The sequence below is a fragment of the Dyadobacter pollutisoli genome (genome assembly GCF_026625565.1).
Classification (GTDB): domain Bacteria; phylum Bacteroidota; class Bacteroidia; order Cytophagales; family Spirosomataceae; genus Dyadobacter; species Dyadobacter pollutisoli.
The window spans coordinates 4,663,922-4,689,667 of the sequence record NZ_CP112998.1 but is presented as its reverse complement, the minus strand read 5'-3'; the positions used below and the strand labels follow the sequence as shown (position 1 = coordinate 4,689,667).

24 protein-coding genes are annotated in these 25,746 nt (G+C 44.9%); 10 read left to right on the top strand and 14 right to left on the bottom strand.

The features are described 5' to 3' along the window. Nucleotides 1–20: 20 nt before the first annotated feature. From rbfA to ON006_RS19185, 3 genes are all read left to right on the top strand, one after another. Nucleotides 21–404: a 30S ribosome-binding factor RbfA gene (gene rbfA / locus ON006_RS19195; RefSeq protein ID WP_244820988.1), complete on the top strand. Its 384-nt coding sequence runs from the start codon at nucleotides 21–23 to the stop codon at nucleotides 402–404. A gap of 17 nt (nucleotides 405–421) precedes the next feature. Further along, entirely contained in the window at nucleotides 422–1,648 is a 1,227-nt protein-coding gene (locus ON006_RS19190; protein ID WP_244820987.1) for an ABC transporter permease, read from the top strand. Between the two features lie 80 nt (nucleotides 1,649–1,728). Beyond that, on the top strand, nucleotides 1,729–4,326 hold the full coding sequence (locus ON006_RS19185) for a M1 family metallopeptidase (protein WP_244820986.1): 2,598 nt from the start codon (nucleotides 1,729–1,731) through the stop codon (nucleotides 4,324–4,326). A gap of 139 nt (nucleotides 4,327–4,465) precedes the next feature. Here the strand turns inward: ON006_RS19185 and ON006_RS19180 are convergent, their stop codons facing one another. The 6 genes from ON006_RS19180 to rplU form a co-directional block, all read right to left on the bottom strand. Continuing rightward, nucleotides 4,466–5,533 (bottom strand): LacI family DNA-binding transcriptional regulator, encoded by a 1,068-nt coding sequence (locus tag ON006_RS19180; RefSeq protein ID WP_244820985.1) that lies wholly within the window; start codon nucleotides 5,531–5,533, stop codon nucleotides 4,466–4,468. 470 nt (nucleotides 5,534–6,003) lie between these two features. After that, nucleotides 6,004–7,053, bottom strand: coding sequence for a ferredoxin--NADP reductase (locus ON006_RS19175; protein ID WP_244820984.1), 1,050 nt, complete (start codon nucleotides 7,051–7,053; stop codon nucleotides 6,004–6,006). A gap of 35 nt (nucleotides 7,054–7,088) precedes the next feature. Further along, nucleotides 7,089–8,174, bottom strand: a complete 1,086-nt coding sequence (locus ON006_RS19170) for a hypothetical protein (RefSeq protein WP_244820983.1) — start codon at nucleotides 8,172–8,174, stop codon at nucleotides 7,089–7,091. 78 nt (nucleotides 8,175–8,252) lie between these two features. After that, on the bottom strand, nucleotides 8,253–8,849 hold the full coding sequence (locus ON006_RS19165) for a NifU family protein (protein WP_255772903.1): 597 nt from the start codon (nucleotides 8,847–8,849) through the stop codon (nucleotides 8,253–8,255). Between the two features lie 164 nt (nucleotides 8,850–9,013). Further along, nucleotides 9,014–9,313, bottom strand: coding sequence for a 50S ribosomal protein L27 (rpmA, locus tag ON006_RS19160; RefSeq protein ID WP_244820981.1), 300 nt, complete (start codon nucleotides 9,311–9,313; stop codon nucleotides 9,014–9,016). A 78-nt stretch (nucleotides 9,314–9,391) separates the two neighbouring features. Continuing rightward, complete coding sequence (rplU, locus tag ON006_RS19155) at nucleotides 9,392–9,703, bottom strand: 50S ribosomal protein L21 (protein WP_244820980.1); 312 nt, start codon at nucleotides 9,701–9,703, stop codon at nucleotides 9,392–9,394. 371 nt (nucleotides 9,704–10,074) lie between these two features. Here rplU and ON006_RS19150 point away from each other — a divergent pair, with 371 nt between their 5' ends. From ON006_RS19150 to ON006_RS19125, 6 genes are all read left to right on the top strand, one after another. Beyond that, entirely contained in the window at nucleotides 10,075–10,725 is a 651-nt protein-coding gene (locus ON006_RS19150) for a thioredoxin family protein (protein ID WP_244820979.1), read from the top strand. Nucleotides 10,726–10,749: 24 nt separating this feature from the next. Further along, nucleotides 10,750–11,661 carry an SMP-30/gluconolactonase/LRE family protein gene (locus tag ON006_RS19145; RefSeq protein WP_244820978.1) on the top strand — a complete coding sequence of 304 codons (912 nt, stop codon included), beginning with the start codon at nucleotides 10,750–10,752 and terminating at the stop codon, nucleotides 11,659–11,661. A 94-nt stretch (nucleotides 11,662–11,755) separates the two neighbouring features. Beyond that, a complete protein-coding gene (locus ON006_RS19140) occupies nucleotides 11,756–12,439 on the top strand; it encodes a DUF1361 domain-containing protein (protein WP_244820977.1) in 684 nt (227 codons plus the stop codon). After that, the gene (locus tag ON006_RS19135; RefSeq protein WP_244820976.1) at nucleotides 12,414–12,788 is read left to right on the top strand and encodes a diacylglycerol kinase family protein; all 375 of its coding nucleotides are present in this window, start codon (nucleotides 12,414–12,416) and stop codon (nucleotides 12,786–12,788) included. The genes ON006_RS19140 and ON006_RS19135 overlap by 26 nt, the downstream gene beginning before the upstream one ends. A 33-nt stretch (nucleotides 12,789–12,821) precedes the next feature. After that, nucleotides 12,822–13,934: a hypothetical protein gene (locus ON006_RS32165; RefSeq protein ID WP_310590199.1), complete on the top strand. Its 1,113-nt coding sequence runs from the start codon at nucleotides 12,822–12,824 to the stop codon at nucleotides 13,932–13,934. Between the two features lie 34 nt (nucleotides 13,935–13,968). Further along, nucleotides 13,969–14,265: a winged helix-turn-helix domain-containing protein gene (locus tag ON006_RS19125; protein WP_244820975.1), complete on the top strand. Its 297-nt coding sequence runs from the start codon at nucleotides 13,969–13,971 to the stop codon at nucleotides 14,263–14,265. A 173-nt stretch (nucleotides 14,266–14,438) separates the two neighbouring features. On the opposite strand, the gene ON006_RS19120 is transcribed toward ON006_RS19125, so the two are convergent. Then, complete coding sequence (locus ON006_RS19120) at nucleotides 14,439–14,939, bottom strand: DUF2911 domain-containing protein (protein ID WP_244820974.1); 501 nt, start codon at nucleotides 14,937–14,939, stop codon at nucleotides 14,439–14,441. A gap of 168 nt (nucleotides 14,940–15,107) precedes the next feature. Between ON006_RS19120 and recG the strand changes: the two genes are divergently transcribed. Beyond that, entirely contained in the window at nucleotides 15,108–17,228 is a 2,121-nt protein-coding gene (recG, locus tag ON006_RS19115; protein ID WP_244820973.1) for an ATP-dependent DNA helicase RecG, read from the top strand. A gap of 2 nt (nucleotides 17,229–17,230) precedes the next feature. On the opposite strand, the gene ON006_RS19110 is transcribed toward recG, so the two are convergent. The 7 genes from ON006_RS19110 to ON006_RS19080 all read right to left on the bottom strand — a co-directional run bounded on the left by ON006_RS19110 (nucleotide 17,231) and on the right by ON006_RS19080 (nucleotide 25,745). Next, nucleotides 17,231–18,574 carry an FGGY-family carbohydrate kinase gene (locus tag ON006_RS19110; protein ID WP_244820972.1) on the bottom strand — a complete coding sequence of 448 codons (1,344 nt, stop codon included), beginning with the start codon at nucleotides 18,572–18,574 and terminating at the stop codon, nucleotides 17,231–17,233. A 133-nt stretch (nucleotides 18,575–18,707) separates the two neighbouring features. Further along, nucleotides 18,708–19,403 (bottom strand): GDSL-type esterase/lipase family protein, encoded by a 696-nt coding sequence (locus ON006_RS19105; protein ID WP_244820971.1) that lies wholly within the window; start codon nucleotides 19,401–19,403, stop codon nucleotides 18,708–18,710. A gap of 88 nt (nucleotides 19,404–19,491) precedes the next feature. Further along, the gene (locus ON006_RS19100) at nucleotides 19,492–20,184 is read right to left on the bottom strand and encodes an outer membrane beta-barrel protein (protein ID WP_244820970.1); all 693 of its coding nucleotides are present in this window, start codon (nucleotides 20,182–20,184) and stop codon (nucleotides 19,492–19,494) included. A gap of 8 nt (nucleotides 20,185–20,192) precedes the next feature. Further along, nucleotides 20,193–20,846 (bottom strand): hypothetical protein, encoded by a 654-nt coding sequence (locus ON006_RS19095; RefSeq protein WP_244820969.1) that lies wholly within the window; start codon nucleotides 20,844–20,846, stop codon nucleotides 20,193–20,195. Nucleotides 20,847–21,094: 248 nt separating this feature from the next. Next, on the bottom strand, nucleotides 21,095–22,405 hold the full coding sequence (locus tag ON006_RS19090; RefSeq protein ID WP_244820968.1) for a TolC family protein: 1,311 nt from the start codon (nucleotides 22,403–22,405) through the stop codon (nucleotides 21,095–21,097). A 21-nt stretch (nucleotides 22,406–22,426) separates the two neighbouring features. After that, nucleotides 22,427–23,089 (bottom strand): ABC transporter ATP-binding protein, encoded by a 663-nt coding sequence (locus tag ON006_RS19085; RefSeq protein ID WP_244820967.1) that lies wholly within the window; start codon nucleotides 23,087–23,089, stop codon nucleotides 22,427–22,429. A 235-nt stretch (nucleotides 23,090–23,324) separates the two neighbouring features. Continuing rightward, nucleotides 23,325–25,745, bottom strand: a complete 2,421-nt coding sequence (locus ON006_RS19080) for an ABC transporter permease (protein ID WP_244820966.1) — start codon at nucleotides 25,743–25,745, stop codon at nucleotides 23,325–23,327. Between the last annotated feature and the right edge of the window lies 1 nt (nucleotide 25,746).

Sequence of the window (25,746 nt, the reverse complement as noted above, 5' to 3'; positions counted from 1 at the left end):
TCCGGATAATGATCAATAATATGGAATCGAAAAGACAACAAAAAGTAGGGCGGCAGATACAAAAGGACCTGGGAGAGATTTTTCAGAAAGATGCACAGCATTTAACCAGCGGATCATTTGTTACCATCACTGCCGTTCGCGTTACACCGGATCTTAGCATCGCAAGAGCATATCTGAGTTTTTTACCGGACAAGAATAAAGGGTTTTTACTGGAAACCATTAAGGACAATACGCGTTTCATACGTCAAAAGCTAGCGGAAAGGGTGCGTCATCAGTTGCGCATTGTGCCTCACCTGCAATTTTATATCGATGATACCGCAGAGTATGCGGCTAAAATGGATCTGTTGTTTTCAGACCTGGTTATTCCGCCAGCTCAGCCGGACGAGGAAGACGAGAATAACTGATTCAAGCACGTTCGCTCATGCACCTCTCTTACCGGATCGCCGTACGCTACTTTTTTTCACGTAATAAGCGCAGTTTCATCAGCATCATCGCCCGCATCGCTATGGCGGGTGTGGCCGTAGGAACGATGGCAATGGTGGTGGTACTATCGGTTTTTAACGGTATGGAGGACCTGAACCGCAGGATTTTCAAAACGTTTGACGCTGACGTAAAAATATCGCCTGCCGAAGGTAAAAGATTTAAGGTTACGGAATCGCTTCTCGGACAGATCAGATCTACCGACGGCGTGAAGCTGATAACGGAAGTCATTGAGGATAATGCCTTGGCAAGATACGGAAGCCAGCAAACGATCGTACGACTGAAAGGGGTTGATAATACCTTCGAGCAACAGGGCCAGCTGGATACGGCGCTCATTGAAGGTTCATTGAAACTTCATGGTAACGGCGGCACGCCATATGCGGTGATTGCGGAAGGCGTTAGAAATGCCTTGTCGATATCCTTGGAAGACATTATTACGCCGCTGGAATTGCTATATCCAAAAACGGGGAGCAAAACGCTGAACCTGACCTCCTCAGAAGCATTCAACCAGGTGTCGCTCAGGCCGGGAGGAATATTTTTTATAGAGCCCCGTTATGACGACTACGTGATCGCCCCGCTGGCACAGGTAGCGTCGCTGATGCAATACCAGGGAGATCGTTCTGCATTGGAAATCAGGATCGGCCCCGGCTTTGACGAACAGCAGGTCAGTAAGGCATTGGCGAAAAAACTGGGGGAGCAATTCGTAGTGAAAGACAGGGATTCGCTCAATGCTGACCTTTTACGTGCCATCCGGTTTGAAAAACTATTTGTCGCAGTGACCTTATCTTTGATTATTTTAGTAGCAGCCACCAACATCTTCTTTTCGCTGAGTATGCTGGCGATTGAAAAGAAAAAGGATGTTGAGATGCTTTATGCATTGGGCGCGACACCAGCGTTGATCCGGCGGATATTTTTGGCTGAGGGGGCGATTGTGGCGCTTTCAGGCGCTATAGTTGGCTTGGGCGGAGGTATTCTGATATGCTGGCTGCAAATGACATATGGCCTTGTTTCTATGGGTATGACAACGTCCCTCGTCGAGGATTATCCCGTTAAATTAATATGGGGGGACATACTTTTTACAGGCATTATCGTCGTTATCATTACTATGGTTGTATCGTACGTGCCGGCGAGAAGGGCAGCACAGGCGGGGCAGATACTACGTGTTTAACATGATTTAAGAGACGAAAATAACGCTATACCAACTCAATTACTTTGATTTACTTCCTAGCATTCAATCTGAAAGCAGATATGACCGGTAACACAAAAAAACGTTTTTTGAACCGATTGATCTTTACATTTTTTGGAGTTACACTACTTTTACCTTTACAGTCCTATGCATCAGTAAATGGTGCCAAGGCAGATACATTGTTTCGCAGAAACCCCGGGACCGTCACCCCAAAGGGACCGTACAGACCCGAAAGGACCAAGAAAAGTGACATTCTCTATACCCGTCTTGATGTACAGTTTGACTGGGTAAAACAGCAGGTACCCGCTTCCGCTGTCCTGAAATTCAAATCTCATTTTTATCCGCAGAATACGTTGGAACTCGATGCAAAAGGGTTCGAGATCAAAGGTGTGGCATTGCTTGATACAGTTAGAGATTACGGTGTTCTGACGACAGAGGAAATCACAGGTAAGGTTAAGAAAAAACTGGAATACACTTATGACAAGCGTAAGCTCATTGTAAAACTTGGACAGAACTATTCGAGAAAAGACACGCTTTTTATCAAGATCGACTACGTCGCTCGCCCCAATAATGTATCTCGCGACAAGCCGGACGACAGCCAGTCGGACAAGGGACTATACTTTATCAATGCCGATGGAATGGATGAGGGAAAGCCTCGGCAGATCTGGACACAAGGCGAAACGGAGGGTAGTTCATGCTGGTTCCCGACCATTGATGCACCTAACCAGAAATTTACACAGGACTTTTACATTACTGTCGACAGTACCTACAAGACATTGTCAAACGGACTGCTGGTAGGGCAGGAGGAGGGTAAAAAAGGCACTCGCATTGACCATTGGAAACAATCGCTTCCCCACGCGCCCTACCTGGCGATGCTGGCGGTTGGTGATTTTGCTGTGGCCAAGGATATGATGCCCAATGGTCTCGAATTGAGTTACTACGTCGAGCCGAAGTACGGAGTGGATGCGCACGCGATTTTTGGAAGGACGCCGGAAATGATAGGTTTCTTTTCTAACATTTTCGGAATGGAGTTTCCCTGGGAAAAGTACGCACAGATCGTTGTAAGGGATTTTGTAGCGGGAGCCATGGAAAACACGACCGCTACTGTACATGAGGAGGGAGTGCAGAATGACACGAGATCGCTGGTCGACGGGAACTCCGATGCGGTGATTGCGCATGAGTTGGCGCATCATTGGTTTGGCGACTATGTTACCGCCGAAGAATGGGGCCAGCTGCCATTGAATGAGTCATTTGCCAATTATTCGGAATATCTGTGGAGCGAGTACAATGACGGAAAGTACGAGGCTGACTGGGGTAATTTGCAGGAAATGAAGCAATATCTGGCAGAGTCTGAAACCAAGCAGGTTCCGATGATCCGCTATTTTTACAAGGACCGCGAGAATATGTTCGATAGCCATTCTTACGCAAAAGGTGGGCGTATCCTTCATATGTTAAGGTCTTATGTAGGAGATGACGCGTTCTTCGCGGCCTTACAATATTACCTTAAAACGCACGCCTTTGGCACAGCTGAAATCGATGACCTGAGAATGGCCTTCGAGAAAATTACCGGGCAGGATCTTAACTGGTTTTTTGATCAATGGTTTCACCGGCCTGGACATCCTTCCTTGAAAATTCAGCAAGAGTATATTGCGCCTTCGGGGAAGGTTTTACTCAAAATCAAACAAACGCAGGACACAACTGCCACAACGGTATACCGGCTGCCATTGAAAGTCGATGTATGGGTGAGCGGGAAAAAGAGCCAGTATGAAGTGCTCGTGGACAAAGTAAACCAAACCCTGGAATTCCCCGCCGCTAAAAAACCCGATCTGGTTATTTTCGATTCCGATGCGCAACTACTTGGCGTGGTGGAGCATGAGAAGAACCGGATCGAAATGGAATTTCAGTATCTGAATGCGGACCGTTTTCTGCATAAATACGAGGCTCTTTCGCAGTTAGAAGGTAGCCTTGCCGACAGTACGGTCAAGAATATACTGGTGAAAGCCATGGACGATCCTTTCTGGAAACTGAGACAAATGGCGATCAGTAATTTTGGCGAGTATGCTGGTGAAGGGTTTGCAGATATCGAGAAAATAATCCAGAGCCACGCGCGTCTGGATCCGCATCCGCAGGTAAGGTCGGAGGCGATCATTACGCTGGCTTCGTTCGGGGACAACAACAGCGACCCTATTTTTAGAGAAGCATTAACGGACAGTTCATACCAGGTGGTGTCGGTTGCCATTGAAAAATACCTGATGGGGCAACCCAATGATGCCAATGAGATCGCGGCTCAGTTTGAAAATTCTCCCAATGACGCCATTGTAACCTCTGTTGGTAACTACTACGCAGGACTTGCCCAGCCGGAACGTTTTGAATGGTTTCTGGAAAAAATGAAGTCGATGAAACCGACAGAGAAATACAACTTCTTACAGGTTTTCGGAAAGTACCTTATCAAGTCAAAACAAGATATTCAACGCAAAAGTATACCGGTGCTGGAAGGTCTGGCAAGAGAAAGCCCATCCTATTTTGTGAGATTCGGCGCATTTCAGGCATTGGGCCTTTTGACCGATATTCAGGGAGTTTCGGCCTTGCGAAAAGATATACGCGCCAAAGAAACAGAACCCAAACTGAAAGAGATGTACAGTCAGTTCGGGGACTTGTAGGCGTACCGAAAAGTCACTTATAGTCATGTATTGTCATTTTTGGTCATGAATTGTCATTCATCGTATTAAAAAAAATAAATGACCATCATGACCACACCTGACAATAAATGACCACACCTGACTGTTAATCGACCGAACGCTACTTCTGTGGATCAAGATAGTAATCCAAATTTTCCCTGGTAATAATGTCCAGCGGAAGGAATTTGATAGGCGGGATCTCTTTCTTGAAAACAAGATGGTTTGCGAGCTGGTGAATGCCCCAATATCCTTGTCCCAGCGGATTTTGATTGATCAGAAAGCTAATGATCTCCTTATTCAGATAGTTCAGGTTAGGTTCCAGTAGGTCATAACCAACCAGTTTAATATGGGTTATGTTGTTTTTTTCAAGATAGGAAGCCACTTCAAAAGCTCTGGAATTGGTCACATAAACAGCGCTCAGATCACTGAACTCCGCTAGTATCTGATCCAGCTGATCGTCAATCGTTTCGCCCTCGGGATAATTAATTTCCTTGCTGACGATATTAAATGCAGTCCCTCTTTCGCTATTTTCGAAATAATCCCTGAACCCGTTTTCTTTGGTGATCAAATGCGCCGAGTTCGAAATATCCTCATTAATGTGCGCCACCAGCACACTCCCTGACGATTGCAGTCCAAAACTAAGTATCTTGGCCGCAAGCGAGCCGCTCCGGTAAGAGTCCTGTCCGATATAACATAGTGGCGCTACGTGCTCTATTTGGGTGTTAAAAAGCACATATGGGATGTTTAGCTCGGCCCATTCTTTGAAAAAGGGAAGTGCCTGCTTGTAGAAGACTGGTGCAATGAGCAGTCCATCAGGATGTTCGCGGGTAACTTCCTGCGCTTTGGCGATAAAAGAATGTTCTTCGTGCGGGTTAAATATAAAAGGAGTAATGTAAATCCCGTATTGGCGCAGTTCCTTTTCGGCCTTTTCAAAGCCCGTTTTCGGTGCTACCCAATAAGAATCCAGTCCAGGATCCGGCATGAGAACAGCAAGATTAAACGTCCGCTGTGATTTCAGTGACTGAGCAATGAAATTAGGCTCATAATTCAGTTCCTTGATAATAGCAAGGATTCTTTCACGGACATCATCCGCCACTCTTCCACGATTATGCAAAACACGGTCAACGGTCCCTTTAGAAGTTTGGGCCTTTTCCGCAATATCTTTAATTCTGACTATTTTCTTTTTCACACTTAACTTAGATTCAGAGAACTTTTGATTAAAAAGCCAGCAAAGCTAATAACTAATCATGAACAAGGGACATATAAGCCCTCTTAGTTAAACCAGACCATAATGAACAATATTTTTCAAATTATTTTTATAATAAATTTGAGATTGTCCAGAGAACAGCTTAGTTTTACTTGATCAAAATTGACTATTGCCGATGAAAACGTGTACGAACCCGAAGTACATAATCTAGTGTGTGCTCGAACACTTTTTCAAATTTTAGTAGGATTATCGAATTTTACAATTAATTTTGTAATTAAGATCTGAAAGAAAATATTATTTGCCTTTCAGATCAAAGACATTAGTAAACTCTTTACAAATCCACATTGGATTTCAAGAAATTACCTAGCCCTTAACCTTTTCTGAAATTCTTAGCGGAATTTTTCTAATCCTAAATCCCGTCCGGCGTACGAAATCACATTTCGTACGCTTTTTTATTGTCCGACACGGATTGTTACATTGTCGCCGTCCGGATAAGCAGAGCAGGTGAGTATCCAGCCTTCGCGCAAATCCCTGTCCGTAAGCACCTCATTCACGCTCATATGTACCGACCCGCTTGTGCAGACTCCCGCGCATGTGGAGCAACGTCCTCCCTTGCAGCTGTATGGTAACTGTATGCCTGCCGCTAGCGCGGCATCCAATATGGTTGTATGCGCAGGTACCATTAATCCGTACGTTTTGTCGCGGTATTGCAGGGTGATTTCGTGAGGGTAGGATATCGGTGGAGGTGGTGGCGGAGCGGTGATGACAAAATTCTCTTTCCGGATTTGAGCATCCGAAAAGCCCATGAAATGTAGTGTGATTTCAGCTGACCGCATCAGGTCAAACGGCCCGCAAATAAAGAAACGGGCGTGTTGCCGGTCGTATCTCAGCGATTTGTTAACCAGTTGTTCGAGCCGTGTATTGTTGATCCTGCCGCGGATACCATTCCATTCGTCGGAGGGCTGGCTGTGAATGTGTATCACCTGCAGCCTTTCGGGAAAACGTTTTTGCCAGGCAATGATTTGCTCGTGAAACAATGTGTTCCTTACGTTCCTGCTCGCATAAATAAGCGTGACGTGGTTTTCCTGTTCCAGAGTAAGCGCCTGCTTTAAAATAGAAAACAAAGGTGTAATGCCGCTTCCAGCCCCCACCAGAACAATATCCCTTGGTTGTCCAGTGCTTGCTTCCAATACAAAACGACCGGAAGGGGGTAATGCTGTAAAAGTATCGTTCTCACGAACAGTATCGATCCAGAAGCGGGAAATTTCGCCGTTTGGAACGCGCTTGACGGTGATCGCAGGAAACACGTCCACACCTGGGGCCGAGCTCATCGAATAGGAGCGCCGGACTTCATGCCCGTGCATTGGGATAATGAACGTGAGGAACTGGCCTGCTTTATAGAGAAAAGGGTTTCCGTCGGTTCTTTCAAAAATAAAAGTCTTGGTATCATCACTTTCCCTGATAATTTCTCTTACACGCAATGATATGGTCGAGTCAGACATGTTGATCTGCTGGGATTTGAATAGTCAATATAACATTATCTGTTCAATGAGGATTGCCATAACGCCTCATATTCGGCCAGCAAGGTCCAGCAATGCGCCTCGCATACCCAATGCATATGAAACAGCGGATGGACAGACAAACGGTAAAGTAGGGGATTTTCATAAGCCGTCAGCAGGCCGGCGATAAAAAAATAAAAGCCCTTAAAATCCTGAACTGTAAAATTTTCAACAGGAATCCTTTCAGTTTTAACCCCAAGCCTGCTCAGGGAACCTGCTAAAATCACCCGATCCATTGGACTACTGGTCCGGCTCAGCAATTGAACTGTATCCGCGATCAGTTTGTCACGGACCGGTTTTAATTCCTCAGGGTCAAAGGCGGCGATAAGCCTGGTAACATGGTAAATGATCAGCGGTGTTCTGGGGTATTGATGTGCACAGCGAAAAGGTGCATCCATATAACGACCTGTTGCAATGACAGATCTGATATAGGTCAAACTGGCGTTGTCATGTTCATTGAGCGGCAAGTTGTGATGCAATATGCAGTACATCAGATTGCTCAGCACACTTACATCGAACTCGATGTACATATTTTTACCAAACCAGGTGGAGTAGGCCCTGAGCGGCTGATATTCGGGATACGTATTTCTGATCCATTGTTTCGAACCGTTGGCGTGCAATGCAAGCTTGTCTTTCAGCCACAGCAATTCTTCGTGGCCAGGGTTAGAGGTCAGGTACACGAAAGCGGTATCGTCGACATCGTCCGGTATGCGAAAATGTTCAAAATGACGAAATAGATGACCATTGGGAAAATGTAATGAAGGACGCGTCTTCCAGAAATTGTAGGTTTTCAGACCATCCTTATTCTGAAATGCGGGATAGTTATCAATAACATCTGCGCAAATCCTGTCAATCTGTTCGCCGAGATCTTGGCCAATATTTTTCTTAATGGATTGAAGTGTGAAGCAAGTAATTGCTGAAAAAAAGACGGTAGTGTCCTGCCTTTTGTAGCCAATCAGAGGATTGACTCTTTGCGCCGGAAATATGCCTTTCGGGAAATACCGGTCACCTTTTGATTGAAGGTCTTCGATCCGATCTAAAAATTGATGCAGCAGTTGCTTCATGCTCCGAAACTAACAAAACACATTAAAAAAAGAAACCCTGCCTACCAGACAGGGTTTCCACAAATATCAATAAGTCAGTCAGACTCCTTCTGCTACTACCTGTTTTACATCGGGTACCATGCGTGTCAGGAGGTTTTCGATGCCTGCTTTCAATGTCAATGTAGATGACGGGCAGCCGCTGCAGGAACCTTGCAGCAACACTTTCACGACTCCGGAATCTTCATTGAAAGAATGGAAGTTGATAGCACCACCATCTGATTCGACCGCAGGCCGAACGTACTGGTCCAGTGCGGCTTTAATTTTTTGAACGGTGTCAGAATCTCTTGAATCAACGATTACAGTATTTTTTTCAATCGTGGTTTCCTCGAAAACCGGATGATTTTCTTCAAAATAGATCTTGATAAATTGCTTGGTATCACGCAGAACCTCCTCCCATGCAATGGCATCATCTTTGGTGATCGTGATGAAATTGCTGGCGATAAATACTCTTTTTACATGCGGAAACTGGAAAAGATCAGATGCCAGCGGAGAAGCGCTTCCTTCCTCCATAGCCGCTTGCTGCGACGGATAATCAAATGAAAGGCCATCAGGTACCAATTCGAAGTTCAGTACAAACTTCATTGAATTGGGATTGGGACTTAATTCTGTATATACAAAAACGGGACGTGTTAGCATCTTAATGGATAATCAGTTGGATTGCGTAAAACTTACTCTTTTGTGAAACAAGCAAAGTTGACTTTTGGTTTGAACAACCTGCATTTATAACACAATAAAAAACCCGTTAGACGATTTGTCTGACGGGTTCCTGAAATCTCTGTAACGAAAATCTCAATGACTTACTATGCTTCTGCCGCAGTGGATGCTGCCGTAGCGGCTGCTGCAACTGCGATTGGTTCAATGTGTACAAAAGACTTGTTCTCACGAGTCTTGCGGAATACTACATTGCCTTCAACCAATGCAAATAAAGTATGGTCACGGCCGATACCAACGTTTTTACCAGGATTGTGTTTTGTTCCGCGTTGACGAACCAAAATATTACCTGCTTTGGCAAGCTGACCACCGAATAATTTTACTCCAAGACGTTTGCTTTCTGATTCACGTCCGTTTCTTGAGCTACCTACACCTTTCTTATGTGCCATGATATCTTAACTATTAATTATAATTTCTTAATTAAACTGACATTGACTTTCCTGACGGATTGTCAAAAGTGAAAATGGTTAGGCAACGATTTCGTCGATGCTGATCTTAGTCAAGTATTGGCGGTGGCCATTTTTAACCTTGTAACCTTTACGTCTCTTTTTCTTGAAGACGATTACTTTTTCACCTTTAAGGTGTTCAAGGACAGTTGCCTTAACAGAAGCTCCTGCTACTGTTGGAAGACCTACCTGTACCGTGCCTTCGTTATCAACGAGAAGGACTTTGTCAAACACAAGAGCAGCGTTCACGTCACCTTCAAGCCTATGCGTGAAGATTTCGAGACCCTTTTCAACCTTAAATTGCTGACCTGCGATTTCTACGATTGCGTACATGTTAATAAATTATGATATAACGAATTCGAAAATGAGGTGCAAAGATAGATACATAAATGCAGAATAACAATGCTTTACCTGCTAATATTCGGTTTGGTGATCAGTATTTTTGACGTTTAAAAAAAATAAGGCGCTGCCACAGGGTAAGAGCCCGTGTCGTTGTCTTCATACCGATGTTCACGTCTTTGGCATAATTATTTGCCCCTGGATAGTTAAAGCGGGCCGAAGCATTACCTTTATATATTATGTCGCCATCATAACGTTTAGTCAGTAATGGTTTATTGATTGTCTTAACAAACTTTAACAGTCCGGTTTGTTACTTTTATTGATAGATTACGTCTAACCATAGAATGATTACTAAAAGCAAAAAAATGAAAATTTGTCTGTGGGTTTCAATGGTTCTGTGCGTGGTGCTGGCGCCCCAATCTTTCTCAGCTGATCTGAGGGAGTCGAAAAATGCTGTTGCAGGACAAAATGCGGCGGGTTACCAGATCGGGGACGCGGTAGCAAACTTCCGGTTGAAAAATACCGACGGAAATATGGTTTCCCTCAACGATTTTAACAATGTCAAGGGTGTGATCGTGATTTTTACAAGCAACCATTGTCCTTTTGCAAAAGCATATGAAGACCGTATCATCGCACTGAATGGTAAATTCGCATCACAGGGATTTCCGGTGATTGCCGTCAATCCGAGTGATCCCGGAACGCATCAGGACGATACATTCGAAAAAATGAAGGAACGTGCTTCTGCCAAAAGCTATGGCTATCCTTACCTTGTGGACGATTCGCAGCAGACTGCCAAAGCATTTGGTGCTGCCCGTACACCGCAAGCTTATGTATTGCAAAAAAGCGGGGCCAAATTTACAGTACGTTATATCGGTATGATCGACGATAATCCGCAGGATCCGGCTGGTGTAACCAAGCTGTATGCCGAAGAAGCTGTCTCTAACCTGATAGGAGGGAAACCGGTGGTAACCACCATTACCAAACCGGTTGGCTGCGCAATTAAATGGAAAAACTAGTAATTATTTGATTGAGAAATATTTATGAATAAAACTCTTACGCTCCTCGTCTCTGTTTTTTTGCTATTGACCCAAATTGCTTTCGCTCAGACAAAAAGTAAGAAATTTTCCAGTGAAGGCGAATTTACAAGTAACTGTGAAGGGCCGGCAGTGGATAGTGATGGGAATGTGTATGCTGTGAACTTCGCCCGGGACGGTACTATCGCCATTATGAACGGCAAAGGTAATGCAAGTTTTTTCGTGACACTTCCCAAAGGCAGCACAGGTAATGGTATTCGTTTTGCGGATAAGAACACATTCTACGTGGCTGACTTTACCGGGCACAACGTTCTGAAAGTAAATCTCATCACGAAGGATGTAAGTGTATTTGCCAATGAGCCCAAAATGGACCAGCCTAATGACCTGGCTATTACCGCTTCTGGTCACATTTTTTGCTCGGATCCTAACTGGAAAGACGGTACCGGGCAGATTTGGCACGTTTCTCCCGACGGCAAGACCCGGCTAGTGGCTGAAAAGATGGGTACTACCAACGGAATAGACGTAAGTCCCGACGAGAAAAAGCTCTATGTCAACGAAAGCGTGCAACGAAACGTATGGGTTTTTGACCTTGCCCCCGACGGGACATTATCCAATAAAAAGCTCTTGCACAAGTTTGAAGACGGTGGGATGGACGGAATGCGTGTCGATATACATGGAAACCTGTATATAGCCAGGCATGGAAAAGGTGAGGTAGCAGTACTTTCACCAGAAGGCAAGGTAATCCAGACGATTCAAACGATTGGCAAAAAAGTATCCAATATCTGTTTCGGCGGCCGCAACGGCAAGACCTGCTACATTACGCTGCAAGACAGAGGCTGCCTGGAAACTTTCAAAGCAAAGACTGCCGGGCGTGAATGGGCTATGATGAAGGCCTTTGAAGAAAACAGCAAAAAGTAAATCCCTACATATCGTCGAGCTGCCCAAATTCTTTTTGAAGAAGTCCTTTTGATTTATTTACTTTGTAATTCAAAGTACTTTATCAAAAACAGATATGACATTGGAAAAACTGGTACGTTACCTTCAAAACAACCAAAAAGTAGCGCTTCTTGCATTTGTTTCAGGGGCGGCAATGGTATTGCTTGCACTTAGGATCGGGCTTCGTGACTGGCATTTTATTTTTCTCGCCTGGAATTTGTTCTTGGCCTGGGTGCCATTGGTTTTTATTAAATGGGTCTGGGAGCAGGAAGTGAAACGTCAGGTTCCTTTCGGATTATTAATGATTTATCTTGTGATATGGCTGCTGTTCTTTCCTAACGCACCTTATATCATCACCGATCTCAAACATTTGAGGGGAGTGCCAGAAAATATGATCTGGTTTGACGCAATCATGATCTTTACCTTCTCCGTAGCCGGATTTCTGACCGGTCTTTACAGCATCCGCATTGTGCACCGGATCATCACACAACGCTGGAACGAAAGGTTAGCCTGGGCTACCATCTTAATAGCGATGTTTATGAGTGGGTTTGGCGTATTCCTGGGCCGCTACGGAAGGTGGAACAGCTGGGACATTGTAACGCAGCCTGGTGCACTGGCCCGGGGTATTTTTGCCAGTTTGAGAGATCCGCTGGCTATAAGACACACATTCACGTTTTCGTTCGTGCTGATGTTGTTGTACTTTGCGTTCCATATTTTCGCTGAACTGAAACAAAATGAACGGACCCATAAATATTCCTAAGGCTCTGCGCAGTTTCCGCTATGCCGGAGTGGGTATTTACAATTTGTTCCGCTACGAGAACAATGCCCGCATTCACCTGATGGCTTGCATAGTAGTAATTATAGCAGGCGTCTTTTTCAAAATATCCCCGGTTGAATGGTTATTGATCGTGATTCAGATCGCGCTGGTGTGGTCTGCTGAGGCATTCAATACGGCCATTGAGAAGCTTGCAGATCTGGTCTCCGCCGACTATCATCCTGTGATCAAGATAGTAAAGGACACGGCTGCGGCCGGCGTGTTGATACTCGCCATTTCAGCGGTCATTGTGGGTGGGGTCATTTTTATTCCAAAAGTGTTGCTGTTTTTCTAATTTCCCCGTAAGGACTTTTTCCAAAACTGATTTATGAACCCTAGTCAGGATTCTCTGCATACCTTGAATGAAATCCGCAACCTGATGGAGCGGTCTTCAAAATTTTTATCGCTCAGCGGACTGAGCGGCGTTTTCGCAGGCGTGTTTGCACTCATCGGGGCAAGCGTAGCGTATGTGCGGTTTAAAACGGACTGGCTGGCTGATATTCTGATCCCTTTCGGCACTTATGCAGGACATTCCCGCCAGGGCATCATTCAGTTTCTGTTGCTTGATGGCATCTGTGTCTTATTTCTATCACTCGCAGTTGGTATTATCATGACCGTTCGCAAGGGAAAGAAACGCGGTCTCACGCTTTGGAACGGAAGCTCCAAACGACTGCTGGTCAGCATGCTGATACCGCTCGCCACGGGTGGGGTGTTCTGCATTGCGATGCTTTATTACGGCATTATCTGGCTTGTTTTTCCGGTTACCCTTATTTTCTATGGTCTGGCATTGGTCAATGCGAGCCGGTTTACGTATCCCGAAGTGTTTTTTCTCGGTTTGTCAGAAATCGGTATTGGCTGCATTGCATTGTTCCTGACCGGTTATTCCCTTCTTTTCTGGGCATTTGGGTTTGGTGTGTTGCACATTATCTATGGACTGACAATGTATAACCGCTACGACAGGGAGAAACTTTCTGTGGGGAAAACAGGTGCTAAAAGTATCGTTGGATTGATATTCTTATTGGTGTCAATCAATAGCCATGCGCAGATCCCGGGCGACAGTACACTCAGCAAAGCTAAAAGATGGTATGATAAAGAGACTATTTACATGCGTGGTGGCAGTAGTTTCGTAAAAAACAATGTTATTTATACCGGTCAAAAGGCATTGCGCCGGGAGTTTATGATCTCAGAAGGCGGGCTGCAGCTTTATGTAAAGTCCAGGCGGATGAGAAGCATTGGCTTGGTTATTTCAGTAGCTGGCTCAGCAGGATCCATCATTTCGCTGATCTCAGGTAACCGGGACAATCTTAAAAAATTCTTTTGGGTGTCAGTAGGCACCGGCATCGTGTCATCCGTCCTCACCATGCAGGCGAATAACCTGCGTGATCAGGCCGTGTGGCTGCGGAACCGCGATGCGATGCTCCTATTGGATGCCGATCAATAAATTGGGTTAAAGACCTGGCAACGGGGCTGGTATAATGGAATGGTTAGAAAAGTTTAATAAAGTTTTTGAAAGTAAGATCAGGCTCGGGCTAATGTCCGTGTTAGTGGTGAACGATTCTCTCAGTTTTAATGAACTGAAAGATCTTTTGCAGCTCACAGATGGTAACCTGGCTTCACATTTGAAGGCCCTCGAAGAAATAAAATACGTTGAATTTCAAAAGCAGTTCCTGGGCAGAAAGCCTCTGACAATCTATAAAGCCACTGATGAGGGGCACAAGGCTTTTACGGAACACTTGCAGGTACTTGAAAATATGATCCGGCAGAATTTGTAGATAGCTTGTCGCATTGAGAGAAGCAACTTGTCACATTGACCTGGCGACTTGACTTGTCACAAAGGAGCGGAGTCGAAATGTAGCATTGTACTGCATTTCGACTCCGCTCCTTGTGACAAAAGGTTTAATGACAAAGTCGTTTGAGATGGCAAAAGGCTTTGTGTTACAGGTAATTAAAACTTCAAAGGAACCGAGAACCCTACTTTGTCCCATTGAAAGTCAAGAGAGGTGTCTTTTACCGTGAAGGTAAGTTTCTCTTCTGATTGTGGATATGTTTTGTTGGGAACAGTCACTTTTAATACGTCTTTTGCTTTTATCTCCTCGTATTTGTAAGCTCCCCATTGTTTCAGTTCGCTGTTCAGGATGATAGTCCAGTCTTTTTCGGTAGGTAATGCAAAAAGTGTATAAGTTCCCGCTTTTACGGCCTTGCCGCCAAACATACCATCCTTTTTAAAAGTAATCTCTGTGGCTTCATTTGCACCGATCCGCCAAACTTTTCCATAAGGTTCAAGACTTCCGCTGCCTGCTTTTCCAAAAAGAACACGCCCTTTTTTAGATGGCTGACCATAAGAAATACTTACGTTTTTGCCATCAGCAGTAATCCGGGGGCTTTGTGCAGAAGCCCAGGTAAATGCGATAAGGGTCAGGAAAAGCGATAAAAATGTTGTTTTCATAAAAAAATAAGAATTTAGTAATTGGTTTGGTTGAATAGATAATTTAAAATTTAACGAAATACGTAATTCAAAAGTTGTGAACCAAGACCTATACTCGCCCGTTAACTTAGATTAACATATGTAGTACCCACAATCGTTGTTTTAGTGATTTCAAGCTATATTTGAGCGATGACTTCAGAAACAAACCCATCTGTACGGACCCGTTTTTTTGACACTAAAATTGAATTCCTGAAAGGAGTAGGGCCTCAAAAAGCCGCTTTGCTGAATCAGGAGCTAGGGATATTTACATTTGGAGATCTTATTCAGCATTATCCATTCCGGCACGAAGACCGCTCTGTTTTTCACAAGATCAATACGCTCAATGAGCAAATGCCTGCGGCCCAAATCCGTGGACGGCTCAGGGAATGGACTACGATTGGCGAAGGCCATAAAAAAAGACTGGTAGGTTATTTTACAGACGGTACCGGCCTGATCGAGCTCGTGTGGTTTCAGAGTGTTGCCTGGTATGAAAAGAACCTCAGGGCTAATACTGAGTACATTGTATACGGAAAACCAGTTGCGTTTGGAGGGAGATGGAGCATTACGCATCCTGATATTGACCTGGTTACTGCGGAAAATGAACAAGGCGGTTTTTGGCAACCGATCTACCCGCTCACTGAAAAGTTGCGCAAGAAATTTCTGGATAGCCGTGCGCTGAGCAGAATCATGAAGAGCTTGCTGGAAATATCCCGGCCATACATCAAGGAAACACTTCCCGAAAACCTGGTCCAGAAATACCGGCTGGTTTCAAAAGCAGATGCACTTTGGAACTTCCATTTGCCCCAAAATCAGCAAGGCCTTCACCAATCGCAACGCAGGCTGAAATTTGAAGAGCTGTTTTATAATCAGTTCCGGCTGATTAAAAACAAGTTGCTGCATAAGACTGAATTTCCAGGCCTGGTGTTTAGTAAAGCGGCATTGGTCAAAGAGTTCTATGACAAGCATTTGCCATTTACGCTTACCAATGCACAAATCCGGGTACTGCACGAAATTCACGAAGACCTCAAAACCGGCAAGCAAATGAACCGGCTCTTGCAGGGCGATGTAGGTTCTGGAAAAACCATTGTGGCGTTCATTGCAACGCTTTTCGCGCTGGACAACGATGCACAGGCCTGTTTAATGGCGCCGACAGAAATACTTACAGACCAGCATTATCAGGGCTTAAAAAAGTTCGCTGACCTTTTGGGGGTGACCATTGGAAAACTCACCGGTTCCACGAAAAAGAAAGAACGTGAAATAATTCATAAGCAGCTGCTGGATGGCTCTTTACACATCATTGTCGGCACACATGCGTTGATTGAAGACATTGTACAGTTCAAAAATCTGGGACTTTGCATCATCGATGAGCAGCATAGGTTTGGTGTCGCTCAACGTGCCAAGCTATGGGCCAAAAACCCTCGTATCAGCCCGCATATGCTGGTAATGACCGCTACTCCCATACCCAGGACATTGGCCATGACGCTTTACGGCGACCTGGACATTTCGGCGATTAATGAATTGCCGGCAGGACGAAAGCCCATAAAAACTGTCCATCGCTATGATGCGCACAGGTTATCGGTTTTTGGTTTTTTGAAAGAAGAAATTGCCAAGGGACGACAGATTTATATGGTTTACCCATTGATTGAGGAATCTGAGAAAATGGACCTCAAAGATCTTATGGATGGCTACGAAAGTGTTGCGAGAGCTTTTCCCGATGTGCCGCTCAGCATTCTGCACGGTAAAATGAAATCGCAGGATAAAGACTATGAAATGGGCCGTTTTGTGCGTGGTGAAACCAAAATTATGGTAGCGACGACCGTGATAGAAGTAGGAGTGAATGTGCCCAACGCCTCGGTAATGGTGATTGAAAACGCTGAGCGCTTTGGATTATCGCAACTACACCAGTTACGGGGCAGGGTAGGACGTGGTGCCGAGCAATCCTACTGTATCCTCATTACGGATTACAAGATCAGCAAGGAGACCAAATTACGCATTGAAACGATGTGCCGAACCAATGACGGGTTTGAGATAGCCGAGGTAGATTTACAATTGAGGGGGCCGGGCGACATCTCAGGAACGCAGCAAAGCGGTCTGGTCGATCTTTTGGTGGCGAACCTGGCGCAGGACGGAGAGATATTGAAAGCTGCGAGGCAGTCGGCGGAAGCTATTTTAACCGAAGACCCCGATTTGCTCCAGTCTGTCAATCAGCCCATACGCGCCCATTTGGAGAATTTGCGTAAAGAGGAAACAAACTGGAGCAGGATCAGCTAGGGTTAGGGAGCGATTTCTCTTATCTCCGATGAAAAATCAAATGTCTGTGGGCGTGTCACGTGCAGCGCAGCGCCCAGGGACGTCGCATATGGCAGATCTGTCGCATAAACCTTGTGTTTAGGATATCTGCGGGCGATCAGCCTGGTGAAAATTTCATTTCTTGCAAACCCACCGTCAATATAAATCGCCTGAACATCATTAACTCCTACCAGGTCGAGCGAAACAAAAAGTAGCTCCGTCAAACCTTTGATCAAATGGTGATATGCTGCTTCGGCCGAGCTGAAAGCACTGATTTGCCATTCCTGCGTGTTGGCTTCCGGGAAAGGCCCGTTGCCGGTCATACAAGCCGTGTAGAATGGTGGTGTATCCGCTTTCAGGATATCGTCATTGAATACTACTTTTTTGTAAAAATCACCTTCAATGCGGAAATACTCAGCTATCCGTGCGACCTGATAATCGTGCTCGCGGCCCAAAAATAAGCGCGAAGCAGTAACGCCGCTACCTTCCGGCGTCAGGTAGTTCATGCAGTCACGTTCCAGCTGATAAGACGTCAGCGGCTTGGAAGCAAACGAGTTGAAATTGATGCACCAGGTACCAGTGGACAAAAGCACAAAAGGCTTTTTAACCGCCATTCGGTAAGGAATGAGCGCAGATGAGCTGTCGTGAAGGCCGAAACCTGACTGAATGCCTTTGTCTTCGTGACGATAAATGAATGAAGACGACGCCAGTACAGGCGCAAGTTTCTTATGAATTCCTTCGGTTTTTACCCACTCGTGGTAATCCCACATTTCGAAGCTCCATAATGCGGTATGGCAGCCTAATGAGGTGTAATCACTCACTTTTCTGCCGGTAAGCAGGTAAAGAATGTATTGGGGCAAATGCAGGGTAGTAACGATCTGCTGATAAATTTCCGGCCTGGTATATTTCAGCCAGTACAGCTGCATGCCGGAGTTGAGCATACCCATGTTGGGCGAGCCGGTTTGAAGCGAAATTCTCGTAGGATCTCCGTATGTGCTGTAAAACTGTTTGGATAAATCCTCAGGGAACGGTTTCAGGTAAGAATAAAGCGGCGTGAGCGGCTTGTTGGCGGCATCCAGGTGAACCAGACTCGCGCCATAACCTGCTACATTGACGGCCTTAATATCATATTTCGGATTCTTAAGTAATGCGTTCCACCGGTCCTGAACCCATTTGGTCAGCAGCTCGCAATCTTCGCTCGGAAAGCCATCCTCGTCCGTGGTCTCAGGAAGTGATTCGGAGAATTCTTCCAAGATCTGATACTTTTCGTCAAAAAGTACATACTTTTTATTGGTCCTGCCAATGTCAAAAACCGCTGTTACTTTCATTATTAGAATGCTATATCACTTTTTTACCCGGAAATGTATTTTTGCGGTCAATATATAGTGACTTTACGTTAAAACCTATACCCTTATTCGTTCTTTTAAAATGTTTGTAAAAGCAGTGCAGAACAGGATAGCTTTACACGGTTTTTTCCAGTATCGGTTTGAAAACCTTTGTCCACCGCTTATACCCCTCACCGTTCATATGCAGGCTGTCGCTAAGAAAAATACTGCCGTCCGGGCGACCATTTTTTAACATTACAGGCCACACATCTATGTACTGATGATTCTTGTCGGTTTTGATATAATCCTGAATCAATTTGTTCGCCTTGATGACGTCATCTTTTTTTGCCCAGCGAGAAGGAGAGGGTTTTAGCGACACACCATAAATCAGCACATCAGGCAGTTTTTCCCGGATTTTTTTCACGAGTGTTACATATGCGTCCCTTACCTGCTCGGGTGTTTTCGGTTTGGAGCCGAACATGTCATTTTCACAATAAATAACAACAGTTTTCGGCTTGTATTTGGTAATGGTGCGATCAGCATAGTAAATCACCTCGGGTAATGTAGAGCCGCCAAAGCCACGGTTAATGATCGGGAGCGGGGCAAGATCTTCGGCTGCGGACTGCCATTTGGTGAAAGATGAGCTTCCCGTAAAAACGATACCACCCGGCGCCGGCATTTTTTCAGCATCTTTTTTTTCAAAAGCTACAATCGAGCTCTCGGACCGGTTAAGTTTGTAGTCCGGCTCCCACGGAGCAGCGATATTGTTAGTATTGGTTTTTTGGCAGGCTGTGAGCCCGGCAATGAAGAGAACCAAGTAATATTTTTTCATTCTAACAAAAAGTGGATATGCCATATAAGGTATATCCACTGTGTTTTTAATGTAAAAACCGCAATTATTTCACGAAAACGACATTTACTTAATCCTTGAAAAAGTATCTCAGGCCCACTCCTACACTAGGGAAATTAATAGCGGGATAAAACCCATAGGTGAAGTTATGCCTCGTTAGCTGATCTGAATCAGGTAATTTGACTGTGTTTTCCAGCGTATATTTTGCTGCGAACGGCTGCGAAAATCCGAGGCTGGCGAGCAGCCACCACCTCTCATTCAATTTGTAATAAGCGCCTGCTTCGAGGCCTAGTGAGAGAGAAATTGAGTTCTGTTTAATCTCATATATTTCCGCTGTTGTTCCATCCGATTGGACATTGGTGGTTTTGCCATAGTTGTAATTCACGTTCACCTGGGGGCCGCCAAAAACGCCAAACTTCTCATTGAAATGTTTGTAGTAGTGCCAGAAATGACCCACTCCCACACCTATTCCATTGATCCCCTCTACCGTTCTCGGTTCGAGTGTTGCACCCACATACTGCTTTCCGCCAGTTAAAGACGTGCTCAAATTCCAGCCGGAAGCCCGGGTATTCGTTTTGAATTTTCCTAAACCGATATCAAAGTTATATCCGTAACTGTTTGAAGAGGGGCTATGCTTGGGATTAGTGGCACCCAGTCCGACAGATAACGAACCGGAAATAAATCGTTTGCCATCCATCTGGGCAAAAACAGCGCTATTTGATATTGCGAGTATAAGAAGAGTAAATAAAAATATCTTTTTCATGACCAGGTTCATTTAGGTTGTAGATACCACGACGCACGAATTCCAAAATATTGAGAAATGGAAGAGGTAATTCCGGTATTGAAATTGAAAGAATTATTATCGTTAAAATGAGTATAAGCGAGATTGAGTGAAAGAACATTGATATCCGATTCCAAAGAAAACCGTGGTGTTACCCAGAAAGACACGCCAGGGTTCAGATAGACCCCTCCCGAATAGCCATTCTCGAAGGTTTTATCGTCGTTATTGAAGCTTTTTGATCTTAAATAAGCAAGATTGACGGCTGAATGGAGATAGATAGCCCACTTGGGACTCAAAGATTTGTAGTGTCTGAGAAATGGTGCCAGATTAATCGCCATGATATTGCTGCCCGACTTATATTCGCCAGCCGGTCCATCATTTTTATTTCGAGACCAGCTCAGAGAAGGGCTCAGCCTTAATCCGAACATTTTATTGTCATCGATAAACCACCCGGTTTGAACTGAAGGCGTCACGTTGAGCACATGTCCTTTCCACTCTGTATTTTGCGGATAGTCATACTTACTGTGATCTCCGTTACCGGTAACAGTGGCTCCCCAATACCTCGTACCTTTTTGAAGCTGGGCATTAACTGAGCCTGCCAGGCAGACTCCGCCCAGCAGAAACATTAGAAAAAGTTTTTTCATGACCGTTGTTTTTAGTTATGAAAAGCAAGGTAATAATCTTTATGTAACCGTATCATTATTTAGCTTTATTTAACAAAAAACATAAAAAAGAGGCAGCCCGAATAGGACTGCCTCTAAAAATTACCGATACCAAATTTAACCTAACAGTCTTGATGGCTGTCAGCTTTCGGCTCTCGGCCGTCAGCATTTTCAGCACATTAAATTTTTTATAAGAAGCCGACCGCTGAAAGCCGATGGCCGACAGCTGCCTAGAATACCCCCTGCCAGTTACCCTGACGATAGTATTGTAAAAGTCTTTGTTGCATTAAGAAATCATATTTTGCCTGGATCGCGTTGCCCTGGGCTTTGGCCAGGTTCGCTTTGGCCAGCGAATATTCATAAGAGTTTGCGATGCCTGCATTGAGCTTACTTTCTATTACTGCGAAACTCGCGGTCAGCGACTCTACCTGGCCTTGGGCAGCTGAATACTTGTCCGATAATGCATTCAGGTTGAGTACTGCCAGTTCAATCGCTTGTCGCAGGAGCTGGTTGGTTACATCCAGTGAGTTTTGTGCCTGCCGTTCCTGAACTTTCGCCAGCTCCACCCGAGGGCGGGTAACCCAGCGGCCCATGATCGGAATATTCAGGCTGAGGCTTAAAGAGCCGTTGCGGGTTGCATTCAATTGCTTGAAATAATCGAGGTTCGCATTGGTTGATGCGTAAAATGCGCGTACGTTGGCTCCCAGGCTCAGCGACGGATAGTTGGCGGCTTTAATGGATTTTACCTGATAAGAAAAGCTCTGACGATATAGTTCGGCACTTTTAATTTCAGGAAAAGTCTTTTGTGCATCCTCGTAAATTTCGATCGCATTTGCCGCAGTAACCGTCGTATCTTTCGGGGCCAGCGCTTCAAATTCCACCTGGTCATCAGGGGCGATGTTGATTCTTTGAAACAATGCCAGCCTAGCCGTGCGATAGTTATTCAAAGCGGTCACTTTGGCAAAAACGTCATTAGCAAGCTGTGCCTTGATCTCATAAAGCAAGTTTGAGCCAACGGTACCTGCATTGACCTGCTTTCCGACACGGTCCACCTGCTGTTTGGAGGACTCAACCTGCTGATCGGCAGCTTCCAGCAATGCTTTGGTTGCCAGTACATTCACATATCCTTGCATCAAAAGCACTGTCTGCTGGTTCAGCACGGCAGTCCTGTTTTCCATTGCCGACTCTTTCAGCAATACGCCCTGACGAATCTGGTTCTGTAATTTGAAACCTTGAAAAATAGGTATGTTAAGTCCTGTTCCCAGCGCATTGTAGCTATAAACCTGATCTATATACTCGTTGGTATACTGGTCAATACTTCTACCAATATTCAAACTTTGATCGGCTCCGATGTAGATCTGAGGAAGGATCTGCGATTTGGTTTGCCGCAATTGTGCCTGGGCTGCTTCGGCTTGGAGGCTTCCCTGCTGATAAGTCAGGTTGTTCTTGACCAAAAGGTCAACGCATTCTGCCAATGTCAGGGTAGCCTGTGCCTGGCTGAGGAATGGTAAAAGGCAAAAAAGTAATAAAAAACGTTTCATGGCTAATAGATAATTATGATGTTAGGCTAACCATCCGTCCTTCAATCGAACCACCCGGTTTCCATAACCGGCATTTAGTTCTGAATGGGTTACCTGGACTATGGTGACTTTGTCTTCCTGGTTCAATTTTTGGAATAGTTCCATAATTTCAATGGCTTGTTCTGAATGCAGGTTACCTGTTGGTTCATCTGCGAAAATTACTTTTGGGTTGTGGACAATGGCCCGGGCAACACCTACCAGCTGCTGCTGTCCTCCGGAAAGCTGGTGCGGGAAAAGGTCTTTTTTCGCTACCATATTAAATCTGTCCAGCAATTCTGCTACCCTGCTTTTGCGCTCCGATCCCGAAGTCCCTTTGTACAACAATGGTGTTTCAATGTTTTCATAAACCGTCAGTTCGTCGATCAGGTGATAGGCCTGGAATACAAAACCAATGTGGTGACGGTGCAACTCAGTCCGTTTTTTCTCGGATAATTTCTGAACTGGCTCATCCAGGAAAAGATATTCTCCTTCCGATGGTTCTTCGAGTAACCCAAGGATATGCAGGAGTGTGGATTTGCCTGAACCTGATGGCCCCATGATCGAAACAAACTCACCTTCCTTAATATGTAAATCAATGTGGCGCAAAACGTAAGTCTTGCCAAAACCTGCCGGGTAATACTTTGATATCTTTTCTAACTTAATCATAAAAATTTTTGGGTTTGAGATTTCAGGTATAATTACAGACAAGCTATTTCAAAAGCAAATGCCTATACCGGCGTCTCTTATGCCAATCCTATTTTAAAAAGCCTTGCCAAAAGGTTAAGTTATTGATTTACATATTTTTAAATTTTATTCTGAAAGCCTAATCGTTCGAAATCGTACAAAATGTGTACGGTATCGGACGATGAAAAATGACCGGATTTTGAACGCATTTCTGACCTTATTCCGAACCGAGAGAATGAACCGGATCAGCCATTGTAGCCTTGATTCCCTGTGAGCAAACCGTTATCAGGGCGATCAGAACGGCCAAAGAACCTGGCAGGATCATTGTTATGGACGGAATGCTGATCTTGTATGCAAAACCGGCCAACCAAATGCTCATCAGGTAGTAGCCGACAGGACATGCGAGTACAATTGCGAGCAGGATCGGTTTCATAAAATCCTTCGAAAAAAGAAGGGCAATGTCCAAAATAGTTGCGCCCAGTACGACCCGGATACCGGTTTCACGCGTGCGCTGTGCCGTTGCGAGATGCGCCAGCCCGAATAACCCCAGACTGCAAATCAGCACAGATAATCCTGTGGCATAGGTGATTATTTTCTTCCATCGTAACTCCTGCTCATACTCCAGCGCGTTTTGTTCATTCAGGAATGTGTACTCGAAGGCAGCATACGGAAGGATCTTTCTAAAAGTTTTTTCAAGAAGGCTCAATGCTTTTTTTTGCTTGTTCTGATTGATCTTGACCCAAATTTCGTCTCCGCCATATTGTTCGCTCATCAGCATGATCATAGGACGGATACGCTCCTTTAAAGAACTGTAATGGAAGTCTTTCATGATACCGACGATCGTGAAATTATTTTCGCCAAAATAGTTATCGGGCCTCAATTGCCTGCCAATAGGGTTGGAAAGATTGGCGGCTTTGATAAAAGCCTCATTGACGAGCACTGAATGTGTTTGATCGGAAGGATAGTGCGAGGAAAAATTCCGGCCTTCTTTTAAGCTGATTTCAAGCATGGAGAGATAATGCTGGTCAATACTCCGATAATTGCTCAGGATGTTGAGATCATTCACCTTCGTTTCGCGAAAGCCAAATTCACCGATGAGTGATAATTGATTGATCAGGGAATGATTGCTCAGCTCACTCCTGAATTCCGCATTGATCTGATGCGTGTCTCTCACACCCGAAATGTTCATTTTTACGATCAGTTCAGGGTTGTATCCCAAATATCTGGACTGAATGAAATGCATTTGTTTGTAAAAAACCAAGGTAGCAATGCCCAAAAGAATGGCGATCACAAATTGAAATGCCACCAGCCCGCGGCCGAGCACATTCTGCCCCGAAAGTTTTGCTTTTTTGTATAGGACCTGCACCGGACTCAGCCCTGACAGAAGATAGGCTGGATAAAGCCCGGAGGCCAATGTGTTGAAAATCAATATTCCTAAAATCCAGAAGGCTAATCCTGGCTGAATCAGTTGCTGCCAGGTTATTTGCTTGCCTGCCAGTTCGTTAAAGACGGGTAACAGCGCAAACGTGACTAATGTTGCCAGTATTAATGTAAAAAAGCAAAGAATGGCGGACTCTCCCAAAAACTGAAAAAGGATCTGAATCTGGCTGCTCCCGGTTGATTTTCGGATGCCTACTTCTTTCGCTCTTTTGAGGGAATTGGCAATGTTGATATTGATAAAATTAATGCTCGCCATGAGCAATATGAAAATAGCAATACCCAGGAAAATGTAGGAGTAAACCGGTTTGCTTCCATTGATCACCCCGGATTCACGGTTTTGGTTTGAGATCTCCTGCGGATTAAGGTGAATGTCAGTGATGTTTTGCAAGCCGTAGGAAACGTTTCTGGTTTCGCCGGTAGCTTTTATGTGTGCCGATAATTGATCTTTTGCATTGATTTGATGAATCTGGTTAAATTTTTTGACAACAGCATCGGGATCGGCTTTGGGGTTCAAAACCACAAATGTGCCCAGGTATGCATTCAGCCAGCTCGTATCGTCAAATGACAGCTTCATAAAGCTGAAAGGAAACAGCATGTCAAACTGAATTGACGAATTAATAGGCGGATCTTCAACTACTGCGCTAATAACCAATGGTTTGCCCAATCGTATCGCCGACGGATCTGCATCCATTTGTAAAAACCTGCCCACGACGTCGGTACGGTTAAAGAATTTCAATGCAGTTTTTTCAGTGACGACGACCGAGTTTACGTTTTTCAGCGCTGAATGTTTATCGCCTGTTTTGATTTTGAAACTAAAAACATCGAAGAATGAATCGTCCACAAATAGCAGCCTGAGTTTGAAAGCCTTGTCGTCAGCCCGGACGTTGCCATGAATGTCGCCGCCCATGACGCGGGTATAGTGGCGCACTTCGGGTACCTGAGCTTGGAATGCAGGCCCCTGCACTTGTCCGGTACCGCCGGTGGTGACGATTTTGCCTTCATTCAAAAATGTGGTCGTGATGCGGTAGAGATTAGGGCTCTTGCTGTGGAAATTATCAAATCTCAGCTCGTCCGTAATGAAAAGCGCTGCCAGCAGTACACAGATTGTGCCGAGGGCGAGACCGGTAATGTTAATGCATGCATATAACCTGGCCTGCCACAAATGGCGACCGGCAATTTTCAGGAAAGTTTTGAACATA